Origin of the sequence: Solwaraspora sp. WMMD937, from assembly GCF_029581175.1 — a bacterium.
Classification (GTDB): Bacteria; Actinomycetota; Actinomycetes; order Mycobacteriales; family Micromonosporaceae; genus Micromonospora_E.
The window spans coordinates 5,950,024-5,975,316 of record NZ_CP120738.1 but is presented as its reverse complement, the minus strand read 5'-3'; the positions used below and the strand labels follow the sequence as shown (position 1 = coordinate 5,975,316).

Annotated in this window: 20 protein-coding genes, 1 tRNA gene and 3 pseudogenes; 7 read left to right on the top strand and 17 right to left on the bottom strand. The window is 69.3% G+C overall.

All coding sequences use genetic code 11. The features are described 5' to 3' along the window. Positions 1-53 precede the first annotated feature (53 nt). A pseudogene (locus O7621_RS26340) lies at positions 54-201 on the top strand (amine oxidase); the annotation flags it as partial. Positions 202-304: 103 nt separating this feature from the next. Here O7621_RS26340 and O7621_RS26335 read toward each other — a convergent pair. Further along, positions 305-1,210: a bile acid:sodium symporter family protein gene (locus O7621_RS26335; protein WP_282231703.1), complete on the bottom strand. Its 906-nt coding sequence runs from the start codon at positions 1,208-1,210 to the stop codon at positions 305-307. A gap of 338 nt (positions 1,211-1,548) precedes the next feature. Between O7621_RS26335 and O7621_RS26330 the strand changes: the two genes are divergently transcribed. Both O7621_RS26330 and O7621_RS26325 read left to right on the top strand, forming a co-directional pair. Continuing rightward, a complete protein-coding gene (locus O7621_RS26330; protein WP_282231702.1) occupies positions 1,549-1,782 on the top strand; it encodes a hypothetical protein in 234 nt (77 codons plus the stop codon). Between the two features lie 2 nt (positions 1,783-1,784). Then, entirely contained in the window at positions 1,785-2,096 is a 312-nt protein-coding gene (locus tag O7621_RS26325; RefSeq protein ID WP_282234739.1) for a QsdR family transcriptional regulator, read from the top strand. Between the two features lie 51 nt (positions 2,097-2,147). Here O7621_RS26325 and O7621_RS26320 read toward each other — a convergent pair whose 3' ends face one another. The 4 genes and pseudogenes from O7621_RS26320 to O7621_RS26305 all read right to left on the bottom strand — a co-directional run bounded on the left by O7621_RS26320 (position 2,148) and on the right by O7621_RS26305 (position 4,020). Next, positions 2,148-2,390 carry a hypothetical protein gene (locus O7621_RS26320; protein WP_282234827.1) on the bottom strand — a complete coding sequence of 81 codons (243 nt, stop codon included), beginning with the start codon at positions 2,388-2,390 and terminating at the stop codon, positions 2,148-2,150. A 68-nt stretch (positions 2,391-2,458) separates the two neighbouring features. Beyond that, a pseudogene (locus O7621_RS26315) lies at positions 2,459-2,728 on the bottom strand (alpha/beta hydrolase); the annotation flags it as partial. A 54-nt stretch (positions 2,729-2,782) separates the two neighbouring features. Further along, positions 2,783-3,007, bottom strand: a complete 225-nt coding sequence (locus O7621_RS26310; RefSeq protein WP_282231701.1) for a hypothetical protein — start codon at positions 3,005-3,007, stop codon at positions 2,783-2,785. 278 nt (positions 3,008-3,285) lie between these two features. Beyond that, complete coding sequence (locus O7621_RS26305) at positions 3,286-4,020, bottom strand: NAD(P)-binding oxidoreductase (RefSeq protein WP_282231700.1); 735 nt, start codon at positions 4,018-4,020, stop codon at positions 3,286-3,288. 114 nt (positions 4,021-4,134) lie between these two features. Here O7621_RS26305 and O7621_RS26300 point away from each other — a divergent pair, with 114 nt between their 5' ends. Next, complete coding sequence (locus tag O7621_RS26300; protein WP_282231699.1) at positions 4,135-4,815, top strand: TetR/AcrR family transcriptional regulator; 681 nt, start codon at positions 4,135-4,137, stop codon at positions 4,813-4,815. Positions 4,816-5,142: 327 nt separating this feature from the next. Here O7621_RS26300 and O7621_RS26295 read toward each other — a convergent pair. The 10 genes and pseudogenes from O7621_RS26295 to O7621_RS26250 form a co-directional block, all read right to left on the bottom strand. Beyond that, positions 5,143-5,219 (bottom strand) — tRNA-Ile (locus tag O7621_RS26295). Between the two features lie 497 nt (positions 5,220-5,716). Then, positions 5,717-6,538 carry an alpha/beta hydrolase gene (locus tag O7621_RS26290; RefSeq protein ID WP_282231698.1) on the bottom strand — a complete coding sequence of 274 codons (822 nt, stop codon included), beginning with the start codon at positions 6,536-6,538 and terminating at the stop codon, positions 5,717-5,719. 208 nt (positions 6,539-6,746) lie between these two features. Next, positions 6,747-7,514, bottom strand: coding sequence for a GntR family transcriptional regulator (locus O7621_RS26285; RefSeq protein WP_282231697.1), 768 nt, complete (start codon positions 7,512-7,514; stop codon positions 6,747-6,749). 71 nt (positions 7,515-7,585) lie between these two features. Continuing rightward, positions 7,586-8,293, bottom strand: coding sequence for a deoxyribose-phosphate aldolase (gene deoC / locus O7621_RS26280; RefSeq protein WP_282231696.1), 708 nt, complete (start codon positions 8,291-8,293; stop codon positions 7,586-7,588). Between the two features lie 99 nt (positions 8,294-8,392). Further along, the gene (gene rbsD / locus O7621_RS26275; protein WP_282231695.1) at positions 8,393-8,848 is read right to left on the bottom strand and encodes a D-ribose pyranase; all 456 of its coding nucleotides are present in this window, start codon (positions 8,846-8,848) and stop codon (positions 8,393-8,395) included. Next, positions 8,845-10,410, bottom strand: a complete 1,566-nt coding sequence (locus tag O7621_RS26270; RefSeq protein WP_282231694.1) for a sugar ABC transporter ATP-binding protein — start codon at positions 10,408-10,410, stop codon at positions 8,845-8,847. The genes rbsD and O7621_RS26270 overlap by 4 nt, the downstream gene beginning before the upstream one ends. Positions 10,411-10,414: 4 nt before the next feature. Beyond that, on the bottom strand, positions 10,415-11,434 hold the full coding sequence (locus O7621_RS26265) for a substrate-binding domain-containing protein (protein WP_282231693.1): 1,020 nt from the start codon (positions 11,432-11,434) through the stop codon (positions 10,415-10,417). A gap of 76 nt (positions 11,435-11,510) precedes the next feature. Next, positions 11,511-12,539 carry an ABC transporter permease gene (locus tag O7621_RS26260; protein WP_282231692.1) on the bottom strand — a complete coding sequence of 343 codons (1,029 nt, stop codon included), beginning with the start codon at positions 12,537-12,539 and terminating at the stop codon, positions 11,511-11,513. Further along, positions 12,536-13,456, bottom strand: a complete 921-nt coding sequence (locus tag O7621_RS26255; protein WP_282231691.1) for a ribokinase — start codon at positions 13,454-13,456, stop codon at positions 12,536-12,538. The genes O7621_RS26260 and O7621_RS26255 overlap by 4 nt, the downstream gene beginning before the upstream one ends. Before the next feature lie 307 nt (positions 13,457-13,763). Further along, a pseudogene (locus O7621_RS26250) lies at positions 13,764-14,490 on the bottom strand (2-hydroxyacid dehydrogenase); the annotation flags it as partial. Between the two features lie 93 nt (positions 14,491-14,583). Here O7621_RS26250 and O7621_RS26245 point away from each other — a divergent pair. Then, on the top strand, positions 14,584-15,840 hold the full coding sequence (locus O7621_RS26245; RefSeq protein ID WP_282231690.1) for a D-arabinono-1,4-lactone oxidase: 1,257 nt from the start codon (positions 14,584-14,586) through the stop codon (positions 15,838-15,840). Between the two features lie 73 nt (positions 15,841-15,913). Here O7621_RS26245 and O7621_RS26240 read toward each other — a convergent pair whose 3' ends face one another. Beyond that, entirely contained in the window at positions 15,914-17,506 is a 1,593-nt protein-coding gene (locus tag O7621_RS26240; RefSeq protein WP_282231689.1) for a restriction endonuclease, read from the bottom strand. A gap of 266 nt (positions 17,507-17,772) precedes the next feature. Here O7621_RS26240 and O7621_RS26235 point away from each other — a divergent pair, with 266 nt between their 5' ends. Continuing rightward, positions 17,773-19,887, top strand: a complete 2,115-nt coding sequence (locus O7621_RS26235; RefSeq protein ID WP_282231688.1) for a prolyl oligopeptidase family serine peptidase — start codon at positions 17,773-17,775, stop codon at positions 19,885-19,887. On the opposite strand, the gene O7621_RS26230 is transcribed toward O7621_RS26235, so the two are convergent. After that, positions 19,852-23,784, bottom strand: coding sequence for a patatin-like protein (locus O7621_RS26230; RefSeq protein ID WP_282231687.1), 3,933 nt, complete (start codon positions 23,782-23,784; stop codon positions 19,852-19,854). The two genes, O7621_RS26235 and O7621_RS26230, sit on opposite strands and share 36 nt — an antisense overlap. Positions 23,785-24,075: 291 nt before the next feature. On the opposite strand from O7621_RS26230, the gene O7621_RS26225 reads away from it, so the two are divergent. After that, the gene (locus tag O7621_RS26225; protein WP_282231686.1) at positions 24,076-24,834 is read left to right on the top strand and encodes a serine protease; all 759 of its coding nucleotides are present in this window, start codon (positions 24,076-24,078) and stop codon (positions 24,832-24,834) included. Positions 24,835-25,293: the final 459 nt, after the last annotated feature.

The following is a 25,293-nucleotide window of genomic DNA, read 5'->3' as shown; positions in this document are numbered from 1 at the left end:
GTGGCAGCCCGCCGATTTTCCGCAGCCGGCGACTCTCCGCAGCCAGCGTCGGCGCGTTGCCTTCGGCTGTGCCGCCGCGTGGCACGCGGCGCGCGTCGGCGCAGGTTAGCAGTGGCATCTTTCGTCGCCGGCGACCATCGCGACAGCCCGTCTATCCAGGGTGCACTCGCCAGCGGCTGGCGGGTCGTGGGCGCGGTGCTGCGGTGTCGTCGGTCCTGGCCGGAGGCCGGCGCCGGCACCGGGTGGTCGCTCCGGTGCCGGCGCCGGCCTTCGGGCCCTGGGTCACATCAGGGTCAGCGGGGGGTCAGACTCGGCTGGACGGCGCCGCCCGCTCGGCGGTCGCGCTGGCCGCCGGGACGCGCCGGGCGACGATGAAGCCGAAGACAGCGGCGGTGAAGAACATGACGAACCCGTACGTCACCGAGGGCATCGCCATCTCCGTGTTGCCGAGCAGCGTCGGGGTCATCGCGATGGTGATCGACAGGCTGGCGTTGTGCAGGCCGATCTCGAAGGCGGAGGCGATCGACTCGCGTTCGCCGACCCGGAACAGCCGGGGGCCGAAGTAACCGATCGTCATGCTGAGCAGGTTGAACAGCACGACGGCGAGGATGATCTCCCCAAGGACGTCGAACACCTCTTCGCCGAGACCGGCGATCACGCTGGCGATCATCATCAGCAGCACGAGGACGGACAGCACCTTGACCGCCCGCTCCAACCGGATCGCGAGGCTGGTGAACCGCCGCCGGACCGCCATGCCGATGGAGATCGGGATCAGCACGAGGGCGAACACCTGAATGACCTTGTCGAACTGGAGCCCGATCGAGCTGTCCGACCCCATGAACCCGGCGACGGACAGGTTGACGATCACCGGCAGGGTGAACAGCGCCAGCACCGAGTTGACTGCGGTGAGCGAGATGTTCAGCGCCAGATCGCCTTTGAACAGGTGGCTGTAGAGGCTCGCCGTACTGCCGCCCGGTGAGGCGGCGAGCAGCATCATGCCGACCGCCAGTTCGGGGCGCAGGCCGAGCACGAAGACCAGACCGAGACAGAGCGCTGGCAGCACCAGCATCTGGCTGACCAGGCAGACCACCATGGCCCGCGGGTATCGCAGGACCCGGCGGAAGTCCTCCATTGTCAGGGTGAGGCCGAGTCCGAGCATGATGATCGCCACGGCGATGGGAAATAGGAGAACCACCGTCTCGTTGCTCATGGCAAGCCTGCCTTCCGATTGGAATGAAGTGCATGGATCTTTACACCGCCAACCGGTCGGCTGCTTCTTCCTGGTTGCTTGATCTATGCCGGCCGCCTTCCTGCGCGGCGCGGTTCCACCCGTCCGTCGAGTCGGGCAGATTGCGGTGAGTCACCAAATGTTGGCGGAGTATCCGCTGGCCAGATCGATTATGGCGATGCCTCGAACCATTGCCGATCACGGAACGTGCCCAGAGTATGGGGTCAATGGCCATCCGGGTCCGCCCGGCCAGCAGCACGCGACACGGCAATGGCAACACCGCACAGATCTCAGTCGTCCGGAGTCCGGTACCCCGTCGGGTGGTAAGCGAGGAGACGGTGGTACGCGGTGGCGGCCGGTACTTCCTCAGCCACGGCACCATCGACATGGGCGGGCTCGCCGACGCGTTGGCGGTCAGCCGGGCGACGCTCTACCGGGTCACCGGCAGTCGGGACCGGCTGCTCGGTGAGGTTCTGTGGTGGCTCGGCAGCCGTCAACTGGCCGAAGCGTGTGGCGCACGTCGACGGACCGGGGTGGACGGCGTACCGAGGTGACCATGCGCTACGCCGCCCCGGTGCGTCGGTCCGCGCCGTTCCGGCAGTTCCTCGCCGACGAACCTGAGACGGCGGCCCGGGTCCTGTTCGCCGAGCCTGGCTGGGTGCACCGGCGGTTCATCCGTGCCCGGGCGGACATCTTTGTCGACGTGCTCGGTCCGGAGCTGGCCAGCCCTGCCGCACCGGAGGCGCTGGCGTATTTCTACATCCGGATCGTCGAGTCCGCCATCCACGCGGAGTTGCTCGCCGGCCGGCAGCCGGACCTCGACCTGACCGAACAGTTGCTGCGGTCGCTGATTCGTGGGGTGCGGTGAGCCCACGGTGAGCCCGGTCGGCGGTACGCGCCGGCCGGGCTCACCGTGGGCTCAGGACGCGCGGGCGCAAGTGTCCTGATAGTCGGAGATCTCTCCGTCGGGTCGGGGCGGTGGGCAGAGAAACTGCTCGTAGCGGGTGTCGTCGTCGACGAAGCGCTTCAGCCATGCCACGCTGAACGACGAGATGGTAGCGTTCGGAATGTTCGGTGCGAAATGGCAGGCGTCGTTGAGCTCCGGATATGCCTTGTCCAAATCGGAGGGAAGGCTGTCGAAGAATGGCTCGGAATGAAACATACCGAGGCTATCGTGTCTCGTTCGGCGCCGATCACCATCGTTGGGACCTGCACCCGCGACCAGTTCTTGTTGAGATTCCACGGGGTGAGCGGAATCGCCGCTCGCAATGTCGGGCGCGACTCGGCCGCCTCGAGCGCACCGCCACCGCCCATCGAGTGACCCATCACCGCGAGCCGGTCCGGGTCCACCCGGTCTCGAATCGGGCTCCGCTCAACCAAGAAGTCCAGCGCGGCGAGAAGTTGCCGGCCGCGGCTCGCCGGCTGGTCGGAGCGGGTAATGGTGTCGATATTGAATACAATGAACCCCTGTGATGCCAGCCGGGGTTCCAACCAGGCCATGCTCGACCGAGACGCGGTGAAGCCGGGGGCGACCGCCACCGCACCGAAGGTGCCTTAGTCGCCACTGGTCGGGAAGCAGATCGTGCCGCCGCCGAACCCGCTGGCATCGCGCGACGACACCGTCACCTGGGACGTCGCGAACGGGCCCCGGGCGGCGGCGAGACTGGACGAACTCGGTGCCGGACCCCGTTCGAACGGGTTCTCGGCGGCGTTTGCGTTCGGGATCAACGTGAGCCCGGCGACCGCCAGCAGCGCGGGCCGTCGCCGCGGCGAGTACACCCCGGATTCGACGCCGGCTGCGATCCGGCCGCGCGGACCGGGGCGCCGTCCGGTTCGCGTCGCCGGACCGAGGGGTGGTCGCGACGACCGTCGGTGACGATGGATACCTGCGGGCGTCCCCGCCGGGCAATCCGGACGCTATCCCGACCACCACGCCGCTGACCAGGTAGGACGGGGATCTTGAGACCGCCGTCGCAGCCCTGTCCGACCTCGGACACTGGGCTGGCGAGCCGGTACGCCACCGTTCGCGGTGGTCGGTACCGGCTGGGCCACGCCTGTCACTGCGGTCGACCGGCATGGGCGAGGGCAGACGGGGTCAGCCGACCGACGATGGCCGGGGCCTCCCGGATGAGGGTGTCGTCGTCCACGGCCTCGACCATGAACCGGGCGTAGTCGATGCGCCGGGTCAGGTTGCTGGCCAGCACCGGGTCACCCACGTGCCGGCTCCACACCGGCAGGCCCTGGCTGTCGCCCTCCTCGAGGTCGCTGCCGCGTACGACGGTCCAGTCGGTGCCGCTGGAGAACACCCGTTGGCAGGCCTGCACCTGGTCGTTGACGTCCACCATCCGCAGCAGTTTTGCCAGCCAGCCGAAGACCGTCGTGTAGAGCTTGAACCCCCGGGGGTAGACGTCCCGGCCGTCGCGGGTGATGTGCCAACCACAGGAGAAGATCAGCCGGGTACCGGGCTCGGCGTAGTCGAGCACCGCTTGCGCGGTGCCTGAAGCGTAGTTCTGCACCCCCCACGGCACCAGCACGGTGAGCACGGCGTCGCAGCCGCGCACCGCCTCGGCAATGACCGTACGGGAGTTGGTCGGACCGGGGACCACGGTGATTGATCCGTCGAACTCGGACAGCTTGGGCACGCTCTTCTCGCGGCACACGGCGACGACCTCGTACCCGCGCTCCAGCGCGTGCCGCACCATGTACCGCCCGAGCTTCCCGGACGCGCCGACGACGCAGATCCGCCGGCCCGCACCTGGCTGGCCGACTCCATCGGTGCCGATCGGTTCCATGGTCCCGCTCCTGTCTCTCGAGTTCCCCGTACCGCGTTTGGCTTACGCTGTAAGGTATAGCCTTGCGGTGTAAGGTTGTCAAGAGGTCCGAGCGGATGACGGCAGGAGGATCACGTGGTCACAGAGCCAGCCGGTACGCCCGGGAACCGGCGTACCGCGCTCACCAGGGACCTGGTGCTACGCGAAGCGGTCGCGCTGGCCGACGAGGCCGGTTCGGGGGTGCCGAGCATGCGCCGGCTCGCGCAGCGGCTCGGCGTCGAGGCGATGTCGCTCTACCACCACTTCCGCAACAAGGACCTGATTCTCGACGGAATGGTCGATGTCGTGTTCAGTGAGATCGACCTACCGGCGGACGGGGTCGACTGGTGTGCCGCGATGCGGGACCGGGCGGCTTCGATGCGGGCGGCGCTGATCCGGCACCCGTGGGCCATCGGTCTGATGGACTCCCGGACCAATCCCGGCCCGGCGACCCTGCGCCATCACGACGCGGTGCTGGGCTGCCTACGTGCAGGTGGATTCTCCGTCGCCGGCGCGGCGCACGCGCTCTCCATGCTGGACAGCTACGTCTACGGGTTCACCCTTCAGGAACTCAGCCTGCCGTTCACCTCGTCCGCCGAGGTCACCCAGGTGGCGGGCGCGATCCTAGAGCAACTGCCCCGTGACGAGTTGCCGCATCTCGCCGAGATGATCATTCATCGGGCGCTGGCACCCGGCTACTCCTATGCGGTCGAGTTCGACGTCGGACTCGACCTGATCCTCGATGGTCTGCAGCGGAGCCGGGAAAGCTGGCGGTGACCCGAAGGTGGGCCACTGTCGGCACCCTCTTACTTCTTGACCGAGGCCCTTGCCGGGCATGGTGGTTGCGGCGGCGAGGACCGCCCCGGAACTCCTTGTTGAACAGGGCCGCCATCCGCACGACGGGATTGGGGACGGTTCGGGCGGGCACCCACTTGCCCGCGTCGCCGATGTTGGCCTTCAGGAGGCTGCCGACCTGCTTCATTGCGATCACCGAACCGCCGGAGCGCAGGAACCGCTGGCCGGTAGTCCCCTGCGGACGTAGCCGGCCCGCGACGTCAACCGGCAGCACTCGAGAATTGGATCCGGTTCGCGAAACGCTGTACCTGGTGGGGCGGGCGGGGCTCGAACCCGCGACCGAGGGATTATGAGTCCCCTGCTCTGACCGGCTGAGCTACCGCCCCGGCGAAGGAATCTTATCCGGTCCGTGTGCGTGGTGACGGACCAGTGGCACCAAGGCGAATTTTCCACTTCACCGTGAAATGTGATGGTCTAGCGTTCGGTAGCCGACTGGCGCCTGTGGGTGATACTCGTTACATCGACCGTCTGACCGGACGTTGGAGAGGCTGCCCTGGACCAGGACCGGAACAGAACGACGATCACCCTGCTCTGCATCACTTTCGTGCTGCTGGCGGGGCGTCGGCGATCCTGGGATTCGTCGGTTACGCCGAGCTGCTCGTGGGTCGGCGGCTGGTGATCGGGATGTCGTCGTTCGGCCGCGCGGTGCTGGTCGAAGCGGCTCGACGTCCCCCGAACTCGTCGCGTTCGGTCCGGTGCCGCGTGCGGTATGCGGCGTGAGGTGCGAGACGAATCGGGGGGACCGAGCGGTCCTGACGGAACGGACCGCTCGGCTACTTGCAACGGAGTCGGTTCAGGCCGACGAACGCGGCCGGTGCCGGGCTCAGCTCTTCAGGAACGTGAGCAGATCCTGGTTGACCTGGTCCTGGTGGGTGGCGGCGATACCGTGCGGGGCGCCCGGGTAGTAGACCTCCTGGGCGCCGGACACCAGTTGGGCGGTCTTCATCGAAGCGTTCCCGATCGGCACGATCTGGTCGTCGTCGCCCTGCATGACCAGCGTGGGAACGTCGAAAACGGCGAGGTCGTCGTGGAAGTCGGTCTCCGAGAACGCCGCCACACTCTGGTAGGCGTTCCACAGCCCGGCCTGCATGCTCCACGACCAGAACTGGTGCAGGACGCCGTCGGAAACCTCGGCACCTGGCCGGTTCGCGCCGTAGAACTTGACCGCCAGATCCTGGTAGAACTGCGCGCGATCGTGGGCGAGCCCGGACCGCATCTCGTCGAACACGGCCATCGGCAGCCCGTCCGGGTTGTCGGGCGTCCGCACCATGATCGGCGGTACGGCGGAGATGAGCACCGCCTTCGCCACCCGACCGGTGCCGTACCGGCCGATGTACCGGGCCACCTCACCTCCGCCGGTGGAGTGCCCGATCAGCGTGGTGTCGGTGAGGCCGAGCGCCTCGATCACCGCGGCGAGGTCGTCGGCATAGCCGTTCATGTCGTTGCCCTCGGGCGACTGGCTGGACCGGCCGTGCCCACGCCGGTCGTGCGCGATTACCCGGAAGCCCTGCTGGGCGAGGAAGAGCAGCTGGCCGTCCCAGGCGTCCGCGTTCAGCGGCCAGCCGTGCGAGAACACGACGGCAGGCCCGGAACCCCAGTCCTTGTAGTAGAGCTGCGTGCCGTCCTGCGTGGTGAGGTACCCCATGGCGTCACTCCTGACTCTCGGTGCGCTCCTACCCCCTGCGGCCGGGGCTCCGCTGCCGGGCCGGCCGGGCTGAGCATCCGTCACCGGGAGAAGTCTCCGCGGCGGCGCGAAGATAACCCGTGTGAATCGGCGGGAACGGGGAAACGGCTACCCCCTCGTACCGGAGAACCGCAGTGCCGGTCCAGCAGGTCAGTGCCGGTCCAGCAGGTCAGTGCCGGGACAGCAGCGAGGTGACCCGCATCCGTTCGCTGTGAATCCACACGTCGGAGTACTCGATCGGACGTCCGTCGTCGAGATAGGTGATCTGCTCCAGGTAGAGCAACGGGAAACCGTCGGGTACGCCGAGTGCCGCGGCGACCCGGCCGGTCGCCGCGGTCGCGGAGAACGTACGCCGGCCCGTGCTGATCTTCAGCCGGTACTCGTTCTCCAGCAGTCCGAACAGCGACTGGTCGGCGAGCTCGGCCTGTTCGATGCCGGGGGCCAGATCGAGTCGGACATAGTTGACCAGCCAGGCGACCGGACCGTCGGTGGTGGCGCGGAGCCGTTCCAACCGGAGCACGGACTGGCCGGGGCGCAGGTCGAGCAGGGCGGCGACCGGCGACGGCGCGGCCATCACCTCGTGCGACTGGACCTGGGTGGAGACGGTGACACCCTGCCGGGCGAAGTCTTCGGACAGGGTGGTCAGCTTCTGCGCGATCGACGGCTCGATCGCTGTCGAGGTGACGTAGGTGCCGCGGCCTTGTACCTGGACGAGCAGTCCGTCGCGGATCAGGGTGGCGATCGCCCGGCGCAGGGTGCCGCGCGAGATGCCCAGTTCGACGGCCAGCTCCGGTTCGCTGCGTAGCCGGTAGTGCGGCGGCCACTCGCCGGACAGGATCCGGGTGCGGATCCGCTCGGACACCTGAGCGTGCAGTGGTGCCGGGGCGTCGCGGTCGAGTCGTTCCGCCTGCGTGGCCGGGCTGGACTGGTCGGACATGGCACCTTCTCGTCATGGTTGGTCCGGTGCGGACCCCGTTGGGCCGCACCGGACCGGTGAACCGCCGGGGGTCAGTAGCTGGTCGTCGCAGCACTGGTCTGGTCAGTGACGATAGCCACCCCGGCGCTGGTGCCGAGCAGCGCCGCCCCGGCGTCGAGCAGGGCGAGCGCCTGAGGGTAGGACTTGATACCGCCGGATGCCTTCACCCGTACCCCCTGCGGAGCCCGCGCCACCAGGTAGGCGATGCTGTCCGGGTTCGCGACCTCGACCGCGCCGCTGCTGGCGTTCTTCAGGTAGGCCGCGCCGGCCTCGATCGAAAGCTCGACCGCGATGTCGCGCTCCTGCGGGGTGAGCAGTGGCAACTCCAGCATCACCTTGACCGGTACGCCGGCCGCGCGGACCACGCCGGCGATGTCGTCGCGGAACGCGTCGTACCGGCCGCTCTTCAGCCAGCCGATCTGGACGCCGGCGTCGATCTGCTGGGCGCCGGCCCGGACCAGGCTCTCCGCCTCGGCTGCCTTGCCCGCGCTGGTGGTGACGCCGACGGTGGGGAAATCCAGCGCCGAGGCGACCTCGACACCGGTGCCGCGTAGCACCTCGGCGGTCTCCGTCACCCACGAGCCGGCCACCATCGCCGCGCTGAAGCCGTACCGGACGGTCTCCTCCGCGTGGGCGACGATCTGGTCGTGGGTGGTGCCGACCTCGATCAGGGTGTGCTGGATGTAGGGCGCCAGCGCTGCGGGGGTCGTCCCGACGTCGGCGCGGGGTGCAGGAATCACGATCTCTCCAAAGTTCGTCTGTCGCGACAGGCCCGGTCGATGGACCGGCCACGATGGTGGGCGGTGCGGTGGGCCGGCTACATCCGGTCCCGGTACCGGCTACATCCGGTCCCGGTAGTAGTCGGGGGCGACGACACCGGGTTCGTCGAACCAGCGCGGCACGTCCACGCCGCAGACCAGCCCGACGTTGCCCCACGGGTTGAACGCGCCCGTCCGGACGATCACCTTCGCCCGGTGGGCGAGGTCGCCGAGCATGTCGGCGTGGGCCCGGGTCTCGGTCGGTACGCCGGGGAACCGCTGGGCCAGCCACTCGGCGAGCGGGGTGTTGTGGGTGGTGACGTCCTCGGCGTACACCACGCCTTCGACGATGATCTCGTCGGCGACGAGGTCCAGCACCGCGGTCAGCCGGGGCAGGTCCTCGGCGATGGCCAGGTCGACGCGGTGCGCGCCCCGGGGGATCGGGAATCCGGCGTCGACCACCAGCAGCAGATCGGTGTGGCCGAGCGTGGCGAGCGCCCCGGACAGCTCGGCGTTGAGGATGCCTCGGCGTTTCATGTCTTCTCCTTCGTGGTGTGGGCGCTCGCCCTGATGCTGTGGGCGCCGGTGGCCAGCGCCATGACCGTCTCCTCGGTGGCGTCGTCGGCGTCGAGGACACCGACCAGCCGCCCGGCGGCCAGCACCGCGATCCGGTCGCTGACGGTAAGTAGTTCGGGTAGGTCGGACGATGAGACGACGATGGCGACCCCGTCGGCGACGAGGTCCCGGAACAGCCGGTAGATCTCCGCTTTGGCGCCGACGTCAACGCCACGGGTGGGTTCGTCGAGCAGCATCAGGCGCGGCTCGATCGCCAGCCAGCGGGCCAGCAGTGCCTTCTGCTGGTTGCCGCCGGAGAGCTGCATGATGCCCTGAGCGGAGTCGGAGGTCTTGACCCGCAGCTGTCCGACCCGGCTGTCGGCGTCGCGTCGCAGGGCCCGCCGCCGCAGCAGGCCGAACCGTTGCCGGCGGCCGAGGGTCAGGATGTTGATGTTGTCCGCGACGCTCATCGTCGGCAGGACCCCTTGGTGGCGACGTTCCCCGGGCAGGTACGCCACTCGGGCCCGAATCGCGTCGCGGGGGGAGCGGGCGGTGAACGTCGTGCCGTCGAGCTGCAGTTCACCACCGCTGACCGGGTCGGCGCCGAAGACCCCGCGCAGCAGTTCGACCCGCCCGCTGTCCGGTAGGCCGGCGACGCCGACGACCTCGCCGGGTGCGACGTCGAGGTTGATACCGGTGAAGCCGGTGCCGGTGACGTCGCGCATCCGTAGCCGGGGGGTGCTGCCGGCCGGTGCGGCGTGCCCGCCGGCCCGGTCGAGCTCACTGGCCAGTTCCCGGCCGACCATCGCCGCCACCACCTGGTCGGGGGTGACGTCGGCGGTCGGCCAGTGCCCGACATGCCGGCCGTCGCGCAGCACGTGGATGTGCTGCGACAGGGCGAACACCTCGGGCATCCGGTGTGAGACGTACAGCATGGTGACACCGTCGTCACGCAGCTGCCGGATCACTCCGAACAGCCGGTCGGACTCGGCCGGCGACAGGATCGACGTGGGTTCGTCGAGGATCACCAGCCGGGCGTCGCGGGCCAACGACCGGGCGATGACCACCAGCTGGCCGTTCGCCGCGTCGAGGTCGCCCACCCGCTGCCGGGGATCCAGCCGTACGCCGAGCCGGTCGAGCAGCGTGGCGGCCTGTTCGTCCATCCGGCGGCGGTGAGGAAACACCCGGGAGCCGGGTTCCGCGCCGAGCAGGATGTTCTCGGCGACGGTCCGGTCGGCGGCCAGCGCCAGCTCCTGTGGCACCAGGGCGACCCGGTGCCGGCTGAGCAGGTTGGCCGGGTCGAACCGGCGTACCGGCTCATCGGCGATCCGTACGGTGCCGTTGGTGGGGGAGTCCAGCCCGGCCAGGATCTTCATGAGCGTCGACTTGCCGGCGCCGTTCTCGCCCATCACGGCGGTGAGGCTTCCGGCGGCGACGTCCATCGTCACGTCGTGCAGCGCGCGCACTGGTCCGAAGTGCTTCGACAGACCGGTCACCGCGACGGCCGTGGCCCCCGGGGTGCTGACCGTGGCCGGGCTGGTCATCGGCTCAGCCCTCCACCGGTACGTCGTCGACGTTGTCCGGGGTGACGACCAGGACGCCGGTGTCCACGTCGCTGATCTCGGTACCGTCGACGAGGAAGTCGACGAGCAGCTTCACCGCCTGGTAGCCCTGTTCGGCCGGTGCCTGGCTGATGGTCAGGTCGACCACGCCGTCGTTGAGGTACTCGACGGTCTGTGGCTGCACGTCGAAACCGACCGAGTGGATCTTTCCTGCGTTGCCGGACTGCTGCAGCCAGGTCGCCCCGGCGGTGAAGCTGCAGCAGTCGAGGGAGACCAGCGCGATCGCGTCGCTCTGCGCCGCCATCGTCGATTCGATCGTGTTGTACGCGGCGCTCGGTTCGTTGCCGGTGTTCACCGGTCCGACGATCTCCAGGCCGGCTCCGTCCAGAGCCGACTCGAAGCCGGAGAAGCGGTCGTTGGACCAGCCGGCACCGGAGTCGACGGAGACCACCACGACCTTGCCGGTCTGCCCGTCGAGGACGCCGAGCAGCTCCTCGGCCAGCGCCGCACCGGAGGCGACCAGGTCCTGACCGACGAAGCCCATCTGCTGCGAGTCGGGGTTGTTGGTGTTGAACGAGATGATCGGGATTCCCGCGTCGTACGCCTGGGCGATGACCGGCATCAGCGCGTCGTTGCTGGCCGACGAGACGGCCAGGCCGTGGATCCGCTGCTGGTTGATCAGCGTCTGCAGCTCGGCGACCTGGTCGGCGGCGCTGCCACCGGCGGGCCCGATCATCTGCGCATCGACGCCCAGCTCGGCGGCGGCCCGGTCCATGCCTTCGCGGATGGGCACGGCGAACGCCAGTGAAGGGTCGTGGTAGCTGAGACGGATCGTCAGCTGGTCGCCGTTGTCGATCGCCTCCTGGATGTAGCCGGCGAGCTGGAACCCGCCGTCGCCGGAGGCCGGGTCGTTGGCCGGGCTGACCGCACCGCAGGCGGTGCTGGCGAACAGGGCCGCGCCGAGCGCGGTGGCGACGGCGGCGCGTCGCCGGAGGGAAGACCGCATGTCGAATGGCTCCTTGCTGTTTCGGGGTGGATGACAGTGGCGTCGCAATGGGATGGACCGGACGGACGGGTGACGGTCAGCGCCGCCCGGATCGTCGACGTAGGAAGGTGTCCGCCGCGACGGCGAGGATGATGACCGCGCCGGTCGCCACGGTCTGCCAGAACGACGAGATGCCACGCAGATTGAGGATGTTCTGCAGGACACCGATGAAGGCGACGCCGATGACGGTGCCGAGCATGGTGCCGGAGCCGCCGAACAGCGCGGCGCCGCCGATGATCACCGCGGAGATCGCGGTCAGCTCCATCCCGGTGCCGGTGACGCCCTGCACGTACGACAGGAACGACAGCCCGAGTACGCCGGCCAGCGCCGCCAGCGTGCCGGAGATGGCGAACGCGGCGATCTTCACCCGACCGGTGTGGATGCCGCAGAGCCGGGCGGCTTCGGCGCTGCCGCCGACCGCGTAGGTGTTGAATCCGTAACGGGACCTCGACAGCACGATGGCGAAGAGGACCGCGACCGTGGCGAAGATGACCAGTTGCATTGGCAGCAGGCCGAACAGCCGGCCCTGGCCGAGCAGGTTGAACTCCGCGACGTTCGGCTCCCGGGCCGACAACGAGATCGGTGCGCCGCCGCTGAGCAGCAGCGTGACGCCACGGTAGACACTCAGCGTGCCGAGCGTGACGATGAACGACGGAATACCGAAGCCGACCGTCATCAGACCGTTGAGCAGGCCGGCGAGCGCCCCGGCGGCGACGCCGCCGAGCGCGGCGAGCGGCCAGGCCACGTCCGAGGTCATCAGCAGCCCGCAGACGATGGCACCGAGCCCGTAGATCGAGCCGACCGACAGGTCGATTTCGGCGTTGATGATGACGAAGGTGACGCCGATGGCCATGATGCCGATCTGGGCGATCTGCTGGCCTACGGTGAGGAAATTGTCGGTTCCGAGGAATCCGGGGGCGATGAACGCGCCGAGGGCGAACAGCAGGACCAGCGCCCCGAAGGTGCTCGCCTCGCGGGCATGCAGGAAGCGGCTCAGCGGGGACCGGCCGACTGGTGGGGCGGCCGGAACGGCGACTGGGGACGCCGGAGTGGTCGTCTGGGTCATTGGTCTCGTCTCCTGAGCAGGGCCGCGACGTCGTCCGGGTGGGCCAGGGCGGGGATGACCTCGGCGATGCCGACGGCGTGGGCGCCTGCGGCGGCCGCGTACCGGGCGGCGTCGGGGAGCGCGTCGCCGCGGGCCAGGCCGACGGCGAGCGCGCCGGTGAACGCGTCGCCCGCCCCGGTGGTGTCGACGACCCGGGGCACGGGGACCGGCTCGACGGTGGTGCGCCGCCCGAGGTGGTCGACGACGGCGCCGGCGGCGCCGAGGGTGAGCACCAGCGCACCCTGGTACCGGGTACGGATCAGGTCAACGAGGTCGTCCGGGTGCGCGTCGCCGTCCGGCTGGCGGCCGGTGAGCACCTGCGCCTCGCCGGCGTTCGGGGTTAGTACGTCGATCCACGCCCAGGCCTCGTCGGGCAGTTCGACGGCGGGTGCGGGGTTGAGCAGGGTCCGTACGCCGTTGGTGTGCGCCAGACGCAGCGCGGCGGTTGCCACCGGCAGTGGGATCTCCAGTGACACGACGACGATGTCGGCGTCGGTGATGCGGCCGGCGAACCGGTCGACGTCGGCCGGGGTGAGCTGGTCGAGGGCGCCGGGCGCGATGACGATCCGGTTCTCGCCGTGGGCGTCGACCAGGATGACTCCGACCATCGTCGGGGCGTCGGCGGTGCGCACCCCAGTGGTGTCCACACCCTCCTCGGCCCACAACTGTCGGGCGGCGGCACCGAACTGGTCCGGTCCGACGGCGCTCAGCAGGCTGACCGTCGCGCCGAGCCGGGCGGCGGCGACGGCCTGGTTGGAGCCCTTGCCGCCGTGTCCGGAGCTGAAGTCACCACCGGAGAGGGTCTCTCCGGCGACCGGCACCCGGGGCACCCGCATGGTGAGCCCGGCGCCGTAGCTGCCGACCACTGCTATCTTCATCCCTGACCCTCTTGTTCATGGACAACCATGTACAACTGAGCCGACCATATGGACTGCTCGGCGGCAGTGTCAAGGGTGGTGTGGTGATACAGGGCAATATTTCTGTAACATCACCGACATGTGGTGAGCTCAGAGGTTGACCGGGGTGTGGCCTGGCGCGTAGCTGCACAGCAGTCGCGCACGCTCCGGCGAACTAACCGGCGTTTTTCCTCGGCTCCTCCGACGCCGCCAGAGCGATCGCCGTGGACTCGGGTCGGGCACGACCTGCCACCGGCGTGCTGCAGCTGGCACAGCTCCGCCGGGAACCCGACCGACCGTCGACCAGCGCGCCCCGGCTGGTGTTGATCAACAGCACGCCGTCGCGCATCTGCGCGATCCGTTCCTCGTCGATCAGGTGGTGGGTGTCGGGAATGAGCGGACAGTGCAGGGTGACGATGTCCGAGTCGGCGAGCAGCGTCGGCAGCGGGACGTAACTGGCTTCGGCGGCGACGGCCTCGTCCGACGGGTACGGGTCGGCGGCGAGCACCCGGCAGCCGAACCCTGCCATGATCCGGATGAACCGGATCCCGAACTTGCCGGTGCCGACGACGCCGACGATCCGGCCGTGCAGGTCGAAGCCGAGCAGCCCGTTGAGGGCGAAGTTGTGTTCGCGTACCCGGTTGTAGGCCCGGTAGATCTTACGGTTGAGTGCCAGGATCAGCCCGGCGCAGTGCTCCGCGACCGCGTACGGCGAATAGCCCGGCACCCGGGTCACGGTCAGCCCGAACCGGCGCGCGGTGGCCAGGTCGACATGGTTGAACCCGGCCGAGTGCAGCGCGACCAGCCGGACCCCGGCGCCGGCCAGCGTCTCCAGCACCGGTGCGCTGAGATCGTCGTTGACGAACGCGCAGACCGCGTCGCAGCCGGTCGGCCAACGGTGCAGTCTCCGCCGCCAACCTCGGCTCCAGGAACACCAGGTCGTGACCGGCCTGCGCGTTCGCGGCGGACAGGAACCGCCTGTCGTACGGCTCGGTGCTGAACACAGCCACTCGCATGGGACCTCCTCCGGCGCGACCGTAGCGTCCGCCGGTCCAGGGTTCCGCCGGTCCAGGGTACGGTGAGGCGGGTCGGGGAGAGGAGTACGGCTGATGGCCACAGCGGTCACCAACTGGGCGCGTAACGTCACCTTCGCCGCCCGTCACGTCCACCGCCCGACCACCGTCGACGAGCTGCGACAGATCGTGGGCCGCTCGGCCCGGCTCCGGGTGCTCGGCACCGGACACTCGTTCAACCGGCTCGCCGACACCGACGGAGACCTCGTCTCACTCGCCGGCCTGCCCGCCGACGTGACGGTCGACCCAGAGACGTCGACGGTCACCGCCGGCGGCGGCGTCCGTTACGGCGAACTCGCCGAACACCTGCACGGCCACGGCTACGCGCTGCACAACCTGGCCTCGTTGCCGCACATCTCGGTCGCCGGTGCCTGCACGACCGCCACCCACGGCTCAGGGCGCGGCAACGGCAACCTCGCCAGCGCCGTACGGGCCGTGGAACTGATGACCGCCAACGGAGACCTGGTCCGGCTGGACCAGTCCCATCCCGACTTCGCCGGCGCGGTGGTCGGTCTCGGCGGGCTCGGCGTGGTCACCAGCGTTACTTTGTCGATCGAGCCGACCTTCGACGTGGCGCAGTACGTCTATCATGGGTTGTCCCGCGACGCGCTCGTCGCCGGATGGGACCGGCTCCAGGCCAGCGGCTACAGCGTCAGCATGTTCACCGATTGGACCGGGACCGGTATCGACCAGGTGTGGGTGAAACGGCGCACCGACCGCGACCATCCGCCGGTCGACGCCGCCGGGTTGGGGCTCGCCGCCGCCGACGGCCCCCGGCACCCGGTGCCCGGAATGCCGGTGGAAAACTGCACCAGCCAGCTGGGGGTGGCCGGTCCGTGGCACACCAGGTTGCCGCACTTCCGGCTCGACTTCACCCCGAGCAGCGGTGCCGAACTCCAGTCGGAGTACCTGGTACCGGCCAGCGACGTGGTCGGGGCACTCGACGCGGTGGCCCGGATCCGCGACCGGGTCGCGCCCGTGCTGCAGGTCTGCGAGATCCGTACCGTCGCCGCCGACGATTTGTGGCTGAGCATGAACCATTCGCGGGAGAGCGTCGCGATCCACTTCACCTGGGTCGCCGATGCTACGGCGGTGACGCCGGTGATCGCCGCGGTCGAGCAGGCGCTGGCGCCGTACGCCCCCCGACCGCATTGGGGCAAGCTGTTCGGCATCGGCCGGCACGAACTCGCTGGCAGGTATTCGCGGTGGGACGACTTCGCTGACCTGCTGGTCCGCTACGACCCGGCCGGGGTGTTCCACAACGAGTTCCTGGACCGGTACTTTCCCCGCTGACCCGCTGACCCGCTGACCCGCTGACCCGCTGACCCGCTGACCCGCTGACCTGCTGACCCGCGCTGGTCGCGGCTCAGGTGCGGCGGTCGATGCGGGCCTTCACCCCGCCGGTCTCGGCGAGCATGTGCAGCAGCGCCGAGCCGTCGATCAGCTCCAACGGCTTTCCGGAAGCGAAGTCGAAGGCCGCCGAGGTGTAGCCGGCGGTGGTCACCAGGATGCCGTTCGAGGCGTTCTCCGCCTGGACGACGCCGAACAGATCACGGACCGCCGACACGTCCACGGTGCCGCCGCCGCGCCGAGCCAGCACGACGACCGTGCCGCCGAACAGCGGGCGGGGATCGTGCGCCATGCACTCCACCGTGCCGTCGGCCGTCGTGCGCACCTGGCGCATCTGCAGCCCGAGCTTGGTGAACAGGTCGGCGATCAGCTGCTCGAACTGGTCGGCCGGCATGGTCAGCAGGTCCGGTCGCTGGTCCAGGTCGGCGAGGACGTCGATCTCGTCGGCGAACCGCTTGTCGACCTGATCGAAGTCGACGATGGCGGGCACCGACGCCAGATCCACCGGATGGGCGGAGATCCGTGCGCCGAGCCGGCGCAGGCAAGCGGCCGGGTCGACGTTGGCCAGGTTGATCGCGACGAACTCGTCCCGGGTGGTACGCAGAGTGACCAGGCAGGGCCGGGCCGGTCGGCCGGTGGCCGGATCGATCCGTTCGACGATGCCGTTGATACAGACAGTCTCCAGCAGCCTGGTACGGTCCGCCTCGTACAACTCGTGCACCGTACGCAGGGTGATCTGGGTGATGAGGTCGGCGTACCGATCGGCGATCTCGGTCGCCGAGCGGCCGACCGCCGTCACCTCGTCGTCGGCCGGCTGGTAGCGGTACTCCCGGATCCGGGGGACGACCTCCACCGCCGGCAGGTGGTACTCGACCACCAACTGACGGGACTCGGGCAGGTAGGCCAGCCGGTAACGCTGCGGGAAGTCGTCCGGGTAGACGGAGTTTCCGAGCACCAGCCCGAAGTACTCGACGACGGCCTTCGGGTCGGCTGCGGCGAAGACGGCGGAGAACCGGTCGATCGCCGCGTTGTGCGCGGCGATCTTGGCGGCCAGCTTCCCGCACTGCTGACGGTACTTCTCCTCGGCTGCGGCCAGCCGGCGGCGCCGCTGCGCCTCCGCCGCCTCGTATTTCGCGGTGGCCTGCTCGAACACCTGTCGCGCCTCGGCGACCTGCTGCTGGTGGCGGACCTCGCCGCCGAACATCCGGCCCAGACCGGCCGGCTCCGGAGGGGCGAAGTCGGACCACTTCGGTGCGGCCAGCGGCACGGCGAGATCACCGGGATCGAACGGCGGTGGGGTGCTGCTGCGCTTGAGCCGTTCGAGGTCGATGTGGTCGTCGACGGCCAGGGTGTCGGCGAGCAGCTCCTCCAGCTCGGCTACCCGCGAGCGCAGGTTCGCGTTGGCCGCCGCGACCTTCGCCGCACGGGCCTCGGTGTAGAGACGCTTGCGTTGACGTTCGTCCTCGGCGGCGGCCTGCTCGGCGGCCTGCCGGGCGTTCTCCGCCTCCCAGACCATCTGCTGATGCTGACGGTACGCGAAGGCCTGGGCCCGGTGCTGGGCGTGCACCTGCTGGGCGTGTGCCCGCTGCGCCTCCTGCATGCTGCTCATCTGTCAGCCCCGATCGTCGCCGGTCCACTCCCGCCCCGACCGTCCGCGCCACCCGGCCCGGACGGATCATTGGTCGCACGTCTGCACGTTGGACGTGCGTCAATCTTGTCCGACCGTCACGGTAGCGTCCAGTGTCCAGCTTCCGGCGGCGACGTTCGCAGCCGGCCTTGGGGCGGCACCCTCTGCTGGGCGGTGCGGTACGACGAGTTTGCCTATCCTGGTGCGTACCCCCGCAGAGCGGGCCGGGGGCGGGGGAGGACAGACGGATGGTGATGGACGGCCGGGTGTCGCCTGGCGGCGATCCGTACCTCTGGTTGGAGGAGGTGCTCGGTGACGCCGCCCTCGACTGGGTCCGCGACCGCAACGCGGAGACCACCGCCGGCTGGACCGCCGAGCCGGGGTTCACCCAGCTGCGGGACCGGATCAAGCAGGTGCTCGATTCCGCCGACAAGATTCCCGACCCGACCTGGCGCGGGGACCACCTCTACAACTTCTGGCAGGACGCCGGACATCCCCGCGGGGTGTGGCGGCGGGCCACCCTCGACGAGTTCCGTCGGCCGCAGCCGAGCTGGGAGATCCTGCTCGACCTCGACGAACTCGCCAGGGTCGAAGGGGAGAACTGGGTCTGGAAGGGTGCCCACGTGCTGCGGCCCGGGTACGACCGGTGCCTGGTGGTGCTGTCCCGGGGCGGATCGGACGCCGCGGTGGTCCGCGAGTTCGACCTGACCACCCGAGACTTCGTGACCGATGGTTTCCTCGTCGAGGAGGCGAAGAGCACCGTCTGCTGGATCGACCGCGACCACATCTACGTGGGCACCGACTTCGGGCCCGGCACCGTCACCAACTCCGGCTACCCGCGGACCATCCGGCGCTGGCAGCGCGGCACCGCGCTGGCCGACGCCCCGCTGGCGTTCGCCGGCGAGGTCGACGATGTCACCGTCTCCGTGGTGCACGACCCGACCGCCGGCTATGAGCGCGACCTGGCGGTACGGCGCACCGAGTTCTTCCGCAACCGGACCTACCTGCTGCGGCCCGACGGCGGTTGGGGCCTGGTCGACGTGCCCTCGGACGCCGAGATCGACCTGCACCGGCAGTGGCTGCTGATCGAGCTGCGCAGCGACTGGCAGACCGGTGACATCACCTACCCTGCCGGCGCGGTGCTGGTCACCCCGGTCGACGAGTTCCTGGCTGGCAAACGGGAGCTGACCACGGTCTTCGAGCCGACCGAGCGCTCCGCCTACAGCTACCACGCCTGGACCCGCAACCATCTGCTGCTGGTCACCCTCACCGACGTCCGTAGCGAGATCACTATCCTGACCCCCGGCGACGACGGCTGGCGGCGGCGCACGCTGCCCGACGCCGGCGGATTCGACCACACCGACGTGGCCGACACCGAGCCGGACCGGGGCGACGAGTTTCTGCTGCACACCGCCGGATTCATCCGGCCACCGACGCTGCTGCACGGCACCGTCGACGGCCCGACGCGACCGGTCAAGACCGGTCCGGCCTTCTTCGACGCCGACCAGATGACCGTCCGGCAGTTCTTCGCCGTCTCCGCCGACGGCACCGAGGTGCCGTACTTCCTGGTCACACCGGGCGAAACCAGCCCGCCCGGACCAGCGGCCGGGCTCACCCTGATGACCGGGTACGGGGGGTTCGAGATCGCCTGGACCCCGACCTACAGCGGCGTCGTCGGTGCCGGCTGGCTGGCCCGGGGCGGCAGCTTCGTGGTCGCCAACATCCGGGGCGGCGGTGAGTACGGACCGCGCTGGCACACCGCCGCGCTGCGGGAGAACCGGCTCCGCGCGTACGAGGACTTCGCCGCCGTCGCCACCGACCTGGTTGCCCGTGGACTGTCCAGCCCGGACCGGCTCGGCGCCTACGGCGGCAGCAACGGCGGGCTGCTGATGGGCGTGATGTTGACCCGCTGCCCGGAACTGTTTGGCGCGCTCGTCGGGCAGGTGCCGCTGCTGGACATGCGCCGGTATCACAAGCTGCTCGCTGGAGCCTCCTGGATGGCCGAGTATGGTGATCCCGACGATCCGGCGGACTGGGCGTTTCTGCGAGAGTACTCGCCGTACCAGAACATCCGACGGGGTACGGCGTACCCGCCGTCGCTCTTTCTCACCTCGACCCGCGACGACCGGGTGCATCCCGGTCATGCCCGCAAGATGGTCGCCCGGCTGCGCGAGTACGGCCACGACGTCACCTACCACGAGAACGTCGAGGGTGGGCATTCCGCAGCAGCGGACAACGCACAGCAGGCGTTCAAGTGGGCACTGCTGCTGGAGTTCGTCCGGCGGACCCTGACCGGTGAGCGCCGGGCGGACGGTGACCGGGCGGCGTCAGACCCGATCGGGGGACTGCTCGGTAACAGGTAGGAAGACGGTGACCACCGCCATGCAGGACGCCCAGACGACGAGCAGCACGGTCAGCTGACCGCTGGCTATCCGGCCGGGATACAGCAGGTGCGCGGTGGTCTCGACCACTATGCCGGTGCCGATGATCGCGGCGAGAGCCGGCCACGGTCTCGTCCAGCCCCAGAGCAGGACCGCGCTCAGCGCTACGGCGAGCAGTCCGATCCCGATCGCGGGGAAGTGCGCTTCGGGAACGCCCTGCACGGTGACCTCGGCGCGGGGTGGCACCAGCCGCAGCGGCTCGAGCGTGAGTCCTTCCAGCAGCCGGCGGGGTTGTTTCCAGATGACCAGCGGCAGGAGCAGGAGCAGCGTGGCGCAGACGAAGACGGCCCGCCGGACGGGGACGTGACGACGGTGGTTCGCCGCGCTCCACGCCGCGTCGTACGGCTGCTTGTGCCGTCGCAGGCGGGGTAGCGGGATCCGGGCCGGGTCGTGCCGATGGGCGAGCCACCACAGGGTGGCGGCGGTGACGGTGCCGACGATCGTCAGCGTTTCCGGGCGGTTGCCGAGCAGGCTGCCGCTCGGCAGCAACCAGAGCAACCCGACCCCGCCGGTGGTGAAGACGGCCGCCAGTACCAGGCCCAGGGCCCGCCACCGTCGGGCGGTGCACCACATCTGATGGCCGATCCGGTGCCACTCCTCGCTCCACGATTCGGTCTCGCGGTCGAGCCGCGCCCAGTCTCGGGTGCCCCGGATCCAGCCGACGACGATAGCGGCAGCCGCGAGCAGCGCGGCGACGCCAGCGGCCCAGCCGGGCCGGTTCTCGTCGGCGCGGGACGCGTCGGCGATCGACGCGTAGCCGAGCAGGACGAGCAGGGTGGTGGCGGCGGCGCGGGCCGGGTCAGCAGCCAGTGGTAGCAGCACGACCAGCGGCCGGATCAGCAGCAGCAGGGCGCGCCCGACCCTCGTCGGCCAGCCCTTACCGGCCGGCCAGAGGGCCCGGTAGGTGAGGTGGACCGCCCGGCTGGACAGACCGTAGCGGTAGGCGACCGGAAGGTCGCGGACGCCTTCGTTGCCGCGGGACACCCGGTTGGTGAGTTGCTCCCAGTGGTCCATCGCCGCTGGCTGCCGGGGTTGGTCGGGGTCGTCGGACCGGCCCGTCTCCCTGGCCTCCTGGTCCTCCTCCAACAGGATCTGGTACTGCAGCCAGCTCTTCAGCGCACGCTTGAGACACTCCCGCTGGTCGGGCTGCAGGCGGCTCATCCTGGTGGGCGCGGGCGGCAGGTCACCGTTGCTGCCGGTGAGAATCCGCCGCCACTCCCGCCCCGACACGCCGGGGACGGGCTCCTGGACCCATCGCTGCCAGACGCGGTTGAGCTCGTTGTCGTCGCAGCAGCCGCAGAGCTTGTCGATGATCATGTCGGTGATGCCGGCGGCGGCGTCCAGCCGGCCCCAGGCCCAGTCGTTGGCCCGCCACGACCGGCGGAGGAAGGCTCCGAAGTTGTGCAGTGTGGTACCGGCCAGCTTGGCACGGGAGTTGATCACCGGATCGGCTGGCTCGAGTCGGCCGGTGCGCAGCCGCTCGGTCAGGCGCTTGCGGCGTTCGCTGCAGTCGATGTTGCGGAACTTCTGCTGCAGTGGGCTCTCCTGGTTGCCGGTGATCTTGTGGTAATGGACGACGGGTTGCACTCCCGGCACGCCGCCGGCAACCGCGAAGATGGTGTGCAGCTTTTTGATGCTCAATTTGCGTAGCGATGACTCGTGGACGTCCTTGAATGCCGAGTCGCACCAGGCCCGCCGGTCCTTCGGGCACAGTTCGTCGTCGCTGCGCAGTTTTCGCCTGGCGATCGGTTGGCCGATCTCCAGCAACTCTCCTTTCAGGTCCTCGGCCAGCGTCCAGATTTCTTCCAGCGCGGTCGTCCCGGGGCTTGACATGTCGACTTCCCGGGCCATGTACTTCGCCGGGTACTGTTCGAACAGCATGCGGTTGAACTGTTGGCTGTCGCATTGCCCGTCAACTATCGCCCGGCGGAGTTTGTCGGGGAGACCCGGCAGGCTTTTTTGCAGGGCGCGCGCCCGCCGGGTGGCGGCCAGCAGATCCGGGTTCTCCAGCGCGCCGCCCGGTCCCTGGAAGTCCCGGAGCAGTTCCGCGCCGGCCAGGTCACGGATGTGGTCGGCCAGCTCGAGCAGCCGGTAGAGCTTGTGCTTGACCTCCCGTAGACGTTCGGCGGCCTCGCTGCCCGCTGCGCGGTCGTCGCGGTAATCGGAGTTGCGGTTCTTCTCCTCGAGCGCGCGGACCCAGGAGATCAGCATGGTGGTGGCGCTGTAGGCAGCCTCGATGTCCCGGAACTCCTCCTCGTCGTTTCCCGTTCCCTGGTGGTAGATGTCGTCGATCTGTGCCTGGATGTGCAGCGCCTCGTACTCGCCGAGGACCTGATACGGTCCGGAGAGGGCGGGTCGGCCGATGGAGTACTCCGCCGGCTTTGTGAGAATCTCGGCGATCTTCTGAGCGTCGACGGAGTGCCGATAGTCACGATAATGATCCGGTAACGGTGGTGGTGCATCGCTGTCACGTCTGACGACTCGGTCGCTTATCATGGCCCGGCGGCAGGTCCGGCACTCACAGGCCGGCGGTCGCCAGCTGCCCAGGGGCCGGCGACGCGCTCTGGTGAGCGTGATCTGCTGGGTGATCAGGTGCTGCCGGATCTGGGCGGCGAGGCCGATGTCGTTGGTGCTTCGGACGTGCCCGAGTTCGCCCTCCTCAGTCTCGGTGCGTTGCTTCAACGCGATTGCCCGCAGCAGCACCCGGAGCCAGTGCAGGGCGCCCTTGCTGTCCGGCTGAGTCGGGGAGCTACGAGCCGACGGCGACGGATCCGGATCCAGGTATATCAACCGTCGGTCGGTGGGGGAGACGGCTGCGGTCCGGCAGATCGCCAGCAGCGCCCGTCGGATCGGGATGTTGTCGAAAATTCCCCCATCGACCACGTAGTACGGTTCGGACCCGATGTGCAGGCTGGTTCCCCGCGGCCGTAGTCCGGAGAAGACCATCGACATCTCCGGCACCGAGGTCCGGTCCGTGCCGCTGCCGTACTCCAGCTTGTTGTGGTGACCGGCTACGGCGTGGATCGACGCGGGTTCGAACGCCCCGGGAAACGACGACGTGGCGCGGGCGGCAAGGGCGAGCCGGTCCAGGCGGTACTTGACCGGGTGCGGCGGATCGTCGCACGGATGGTCGGTGGCGTCCGGCCGGTCGGCGGGTCCGGGAAAGTCGGTGATCCCGGTGTCGAGCGGAGCGTCGCGGCGGGTGAAGTGGAACTGGGCCTGCCCTTCAGCCAGGCTGCGTTCCTGGTTCTGGTCCTGGGCCAGCAGGGTGGCGGACAGGTCGACAGTCATGTCGTCGGTGGCGAGCTCGCAGTGGCCCTGGTCGCGCAGCCGGTAGAGCGCCCGGCAGATGCGGTGGTAGAGATACCTGTCGCCGGCCAGCAGCGACGGCACCCGACCGACCGGGCGAGGCTGCCGCATCATCCGCCACAGATCGGCGTCGTCGAGCCAGAGGTTGCGGACCGCGTCGACGGTCGAGCCGACGCACTGAGCCACGCCGTACACGACGGCGTTGAGACCGCCGGCACTGGCGCCGGCGAGTACGTCGATCTTGACCTCGTCGTAGCGGGCGAGCCGGAGCATGCTGGCATAGATCTCGGCCCGCTGCTGCTGGGCGGGACGTTCCGGGGACTTCCCCCGCCGCAGGGTCGCGGTGCCCCGCGGGTCGGGTGTGGTCCGACGCAGCACGTCCAGCTCCGCGACGGCCCCACCGATCCAGACCGCCAGGCTGACGCCGCCGCGCATGGCGAGGGCGATCCGCAGCTCACGGCGGTTGGGTAGGGCGTTCTCCTCCGGTGTGGGACGTCGATCCTCCGGCATGGTCACCTCCGCGCGGCAGCACCGGGAGGCATCCGCATGGTCGCACGGGTCGCCGACGCGCCGGGGCGATCCCAGCCGACCTCACCCTGTGACAGCTGGCGTCCGGGTGTGCCATCACCCGGTGATAGGGCAGGACCGGTATCCCCAGAAGCATTGAAGTATCGTCGTTTGTCGATAGTGTTCGCATCGGGTACCCAGCAGCGCCTGTCCGACAAGGCCGAACAACCTGTTCTGTCGCCGCGCCGCCCATCGGGTCGGCGCGTACCCCCCTGACGATGAGGACACCGCACGATGAAGGCACTCCCGCTCCTGTCCCGGATGCTGCTGGCCACCGGGTTCGTCGCCGCCAGCCTTGTGCTGCCGGCCACCACGGCGCAGGCCGCGCCGCCGTCCAGCACCGCCGACGAGATCGGCATCCTGGTGGTGAACGGCCGTCCGGCTACCGAGAACTACCCGTTCATGGTTTACACCTCTGGCTGCACCGGCTCCCTGATCAAGTCGAACTGGGTGGTCACCGCCAGGCACTGCCCGACCCCGAGCTCCGTACGGGTGGGCAGCGTCAACCGGACCAGCGGCGGCACGGTGGTCCGGGTGGTCCGCGCGGTCAACCACCCTCGGATCGACGTCAAGCTGATGCAGCTGGCCAGCTCGGTCAGCTATGCTCCGGCACCGATTCCGACCACCTCCGGGGCGGTCGGCACCGCCACCCGGATCATCGGCTGGGGCCAGACCTGCGCTCCCCGTGGCTGCGGCTCGGCCCCGACCGTCGCCCACGAGTTGGACACTTCGATCGTGGCGGACAGCCGGTGTCTCGGCATCGACGCCGGCTATGAGATCTGCACCAACAACACCAACGGAAACGCCGGTGCCTGCTACGGCGACTCCGGTGGTCCGCAGGTCCGGATGGTCTCCGGCCGGTGGTACCTGATCGGGGCCACCAGTCGCGCCGGCAACAACAACTCCACCTGTGCCACCGGCCCGTCGATCTACGGCGACCTGCCGTCGATCCGCTCCTGGATCGACACCCAGGTGGGCGGACTGCCTGCCTGACCCGTACCAGCCTGGTCCCCTACCCTTTCGTGCGCCGCACCGGTCCCGCCGGTGCGGCGCACCCCTGCGATCGCCCGGCGGGTGGATTTTCTCACTGCGGGATCGGCTCGACCCGGCGCGATTCCACTGAGTTTCCAGGTGGTCGCTTGCGGTACGTGATCTGTCTTGTCGGTCGAACGAGGTGAATACGGCCCGTGCCCGTTGGGCGGCCCTGAGCTGCCGAAACAAGATTTTTGAGCCGAGGTTGAACCCGGCCCATTGACCGAAAGTATGATGTCGGCGGGTTGAGGGATGCCAGCCAATTTTCCACTAACCGTGAGACACCCCGGATACGGGATCGGGCTGCTTGACAGCCCAGAGAGCTCACTCTTAGCGTGGCTTCTCGTAAACGTGGTGCGAACTCGTTCCGGCAATGGAAGTGGGCGTTTGAAGGCACCCGTTTGACCAGCTAGCAGAACA

Excerpts from the sequence above, each read along its gene's own strand:
- O7621_RS26335 (WP_282231703.1), bottom strand. The coding sequence starts at position 1,210 with ATGAGCAACGAGACGGTGGTTCTCCTATTTCCCATCGCCGTGGCGATC.
- O7621_RS26325 (WP_282234739.1), top strand. The coding sequence starts at position 1,785 with ATGCGCTACGCCGCCCCGGTGCGTCGGTCCGCGCCGTTCCGGCAGTTC.
- O7621_RS26320 (WP_282234827.1), bottom strand. The coding sequence starts at position 2,390 with ATGTTTCATTCCGAGCCATTCTTCGACAGCCTTCCCTCCGATTTGGAC.
- O7621_RS26305 (WP_282231700.1), bottom strand. The coding sequence starts at position 4,020 with ATGGAACCGATCGGCACCGATGGAGTCGGCCAGCCAGGTGCGGGCCGG.
- O7621_RS26290 (WP_282231698.1), bottom strand. The coding sequence starts at position 6,538 with ATGGGGTACCTCACCACGCAGGACGGCACGCAGCTCTACTACAAGGAC.
- O7621_RS26285 (WP_282231697.1), bottom strand. The coding sequence starts at position 7,514 with ATGTCCGACCAGTCCAGCCCGGCCACGCAGGCGGAACGACTCGACCGC.
- rbsD (WP_282231695.1), bottom strand. The coding sequence starts at position 8,848 with ATGAAACGCCGAGGCATCCTCAACGCCGAGCTGTCCGGGGCGCTCGCC.
- O7621_RS26270 (WP_282231694.1), bottom strand. The coding sequence starts at position 10,410 with ATGACCAGCCCGGCCACGGTCAGCACCCCGGGGGCCACGGCCGTCGCG.
- O7621_RS26265 (WP_282231693.1), bottom strand. The coding sequence starts at position 11,434 with ATGCGGTCTTCCCTCCGGCGACGCGCCGCCGTCGCCACCGCGCTCGGC.
- O7621_RS26260 (WP_282231692.1), bottom strand. The coding sequence starts at position 12,539 with ATGACCCAGACGACCACTCCGGCGTCCCCAGTCGCCGTTCCGGCCGCC.
- O7621_RS26255 (WP_282231691.1), bottom strand. The coding sequence starts at position 13,456 with ATGAAGATAGCAGTGGTCGGCAGCTACGGCGCCGGGCTCACCATGCGG.
- O7621_RS26245 (WP_282231690.1), top strand. The coding sequence starts at position 14,584 with ATGGCCACAGCGGTCACCAACTGGGCGCGTAACGTCACCTTCGCCGCC.
- O7621_RS26240 (WP_282231689.1), bottom strand. The coding sequence starts at position 17,506 with ATGAGCAGCATGCAGGAGGCGCAGCGGGCACACGCCCAGCAGGTGCAC.
- O7621_RS26235 (WP_282231688.1), top strand. The coding sequence starts at position 17,773 with ATGGTGATGGACGGCCGGGTGTCGCCTGGCGGCGATCCGTACCTCTGG.
- O7621_RS26230 (WP_282231687.1), bottom strand. The coding sequence starts at position 23,784 with ATGCCGGAGGATCGACGTCCCACACCGGAGGAGAACGCCCTACCCAAC.
- O7621_RS26225 (WP_282231686.1), top strand. The coding sequence starts at position 24,076 with ATGAAGGCACTCCCGCTCCTGTCCCGGATGCTGCTGGCCACCGGGTTC.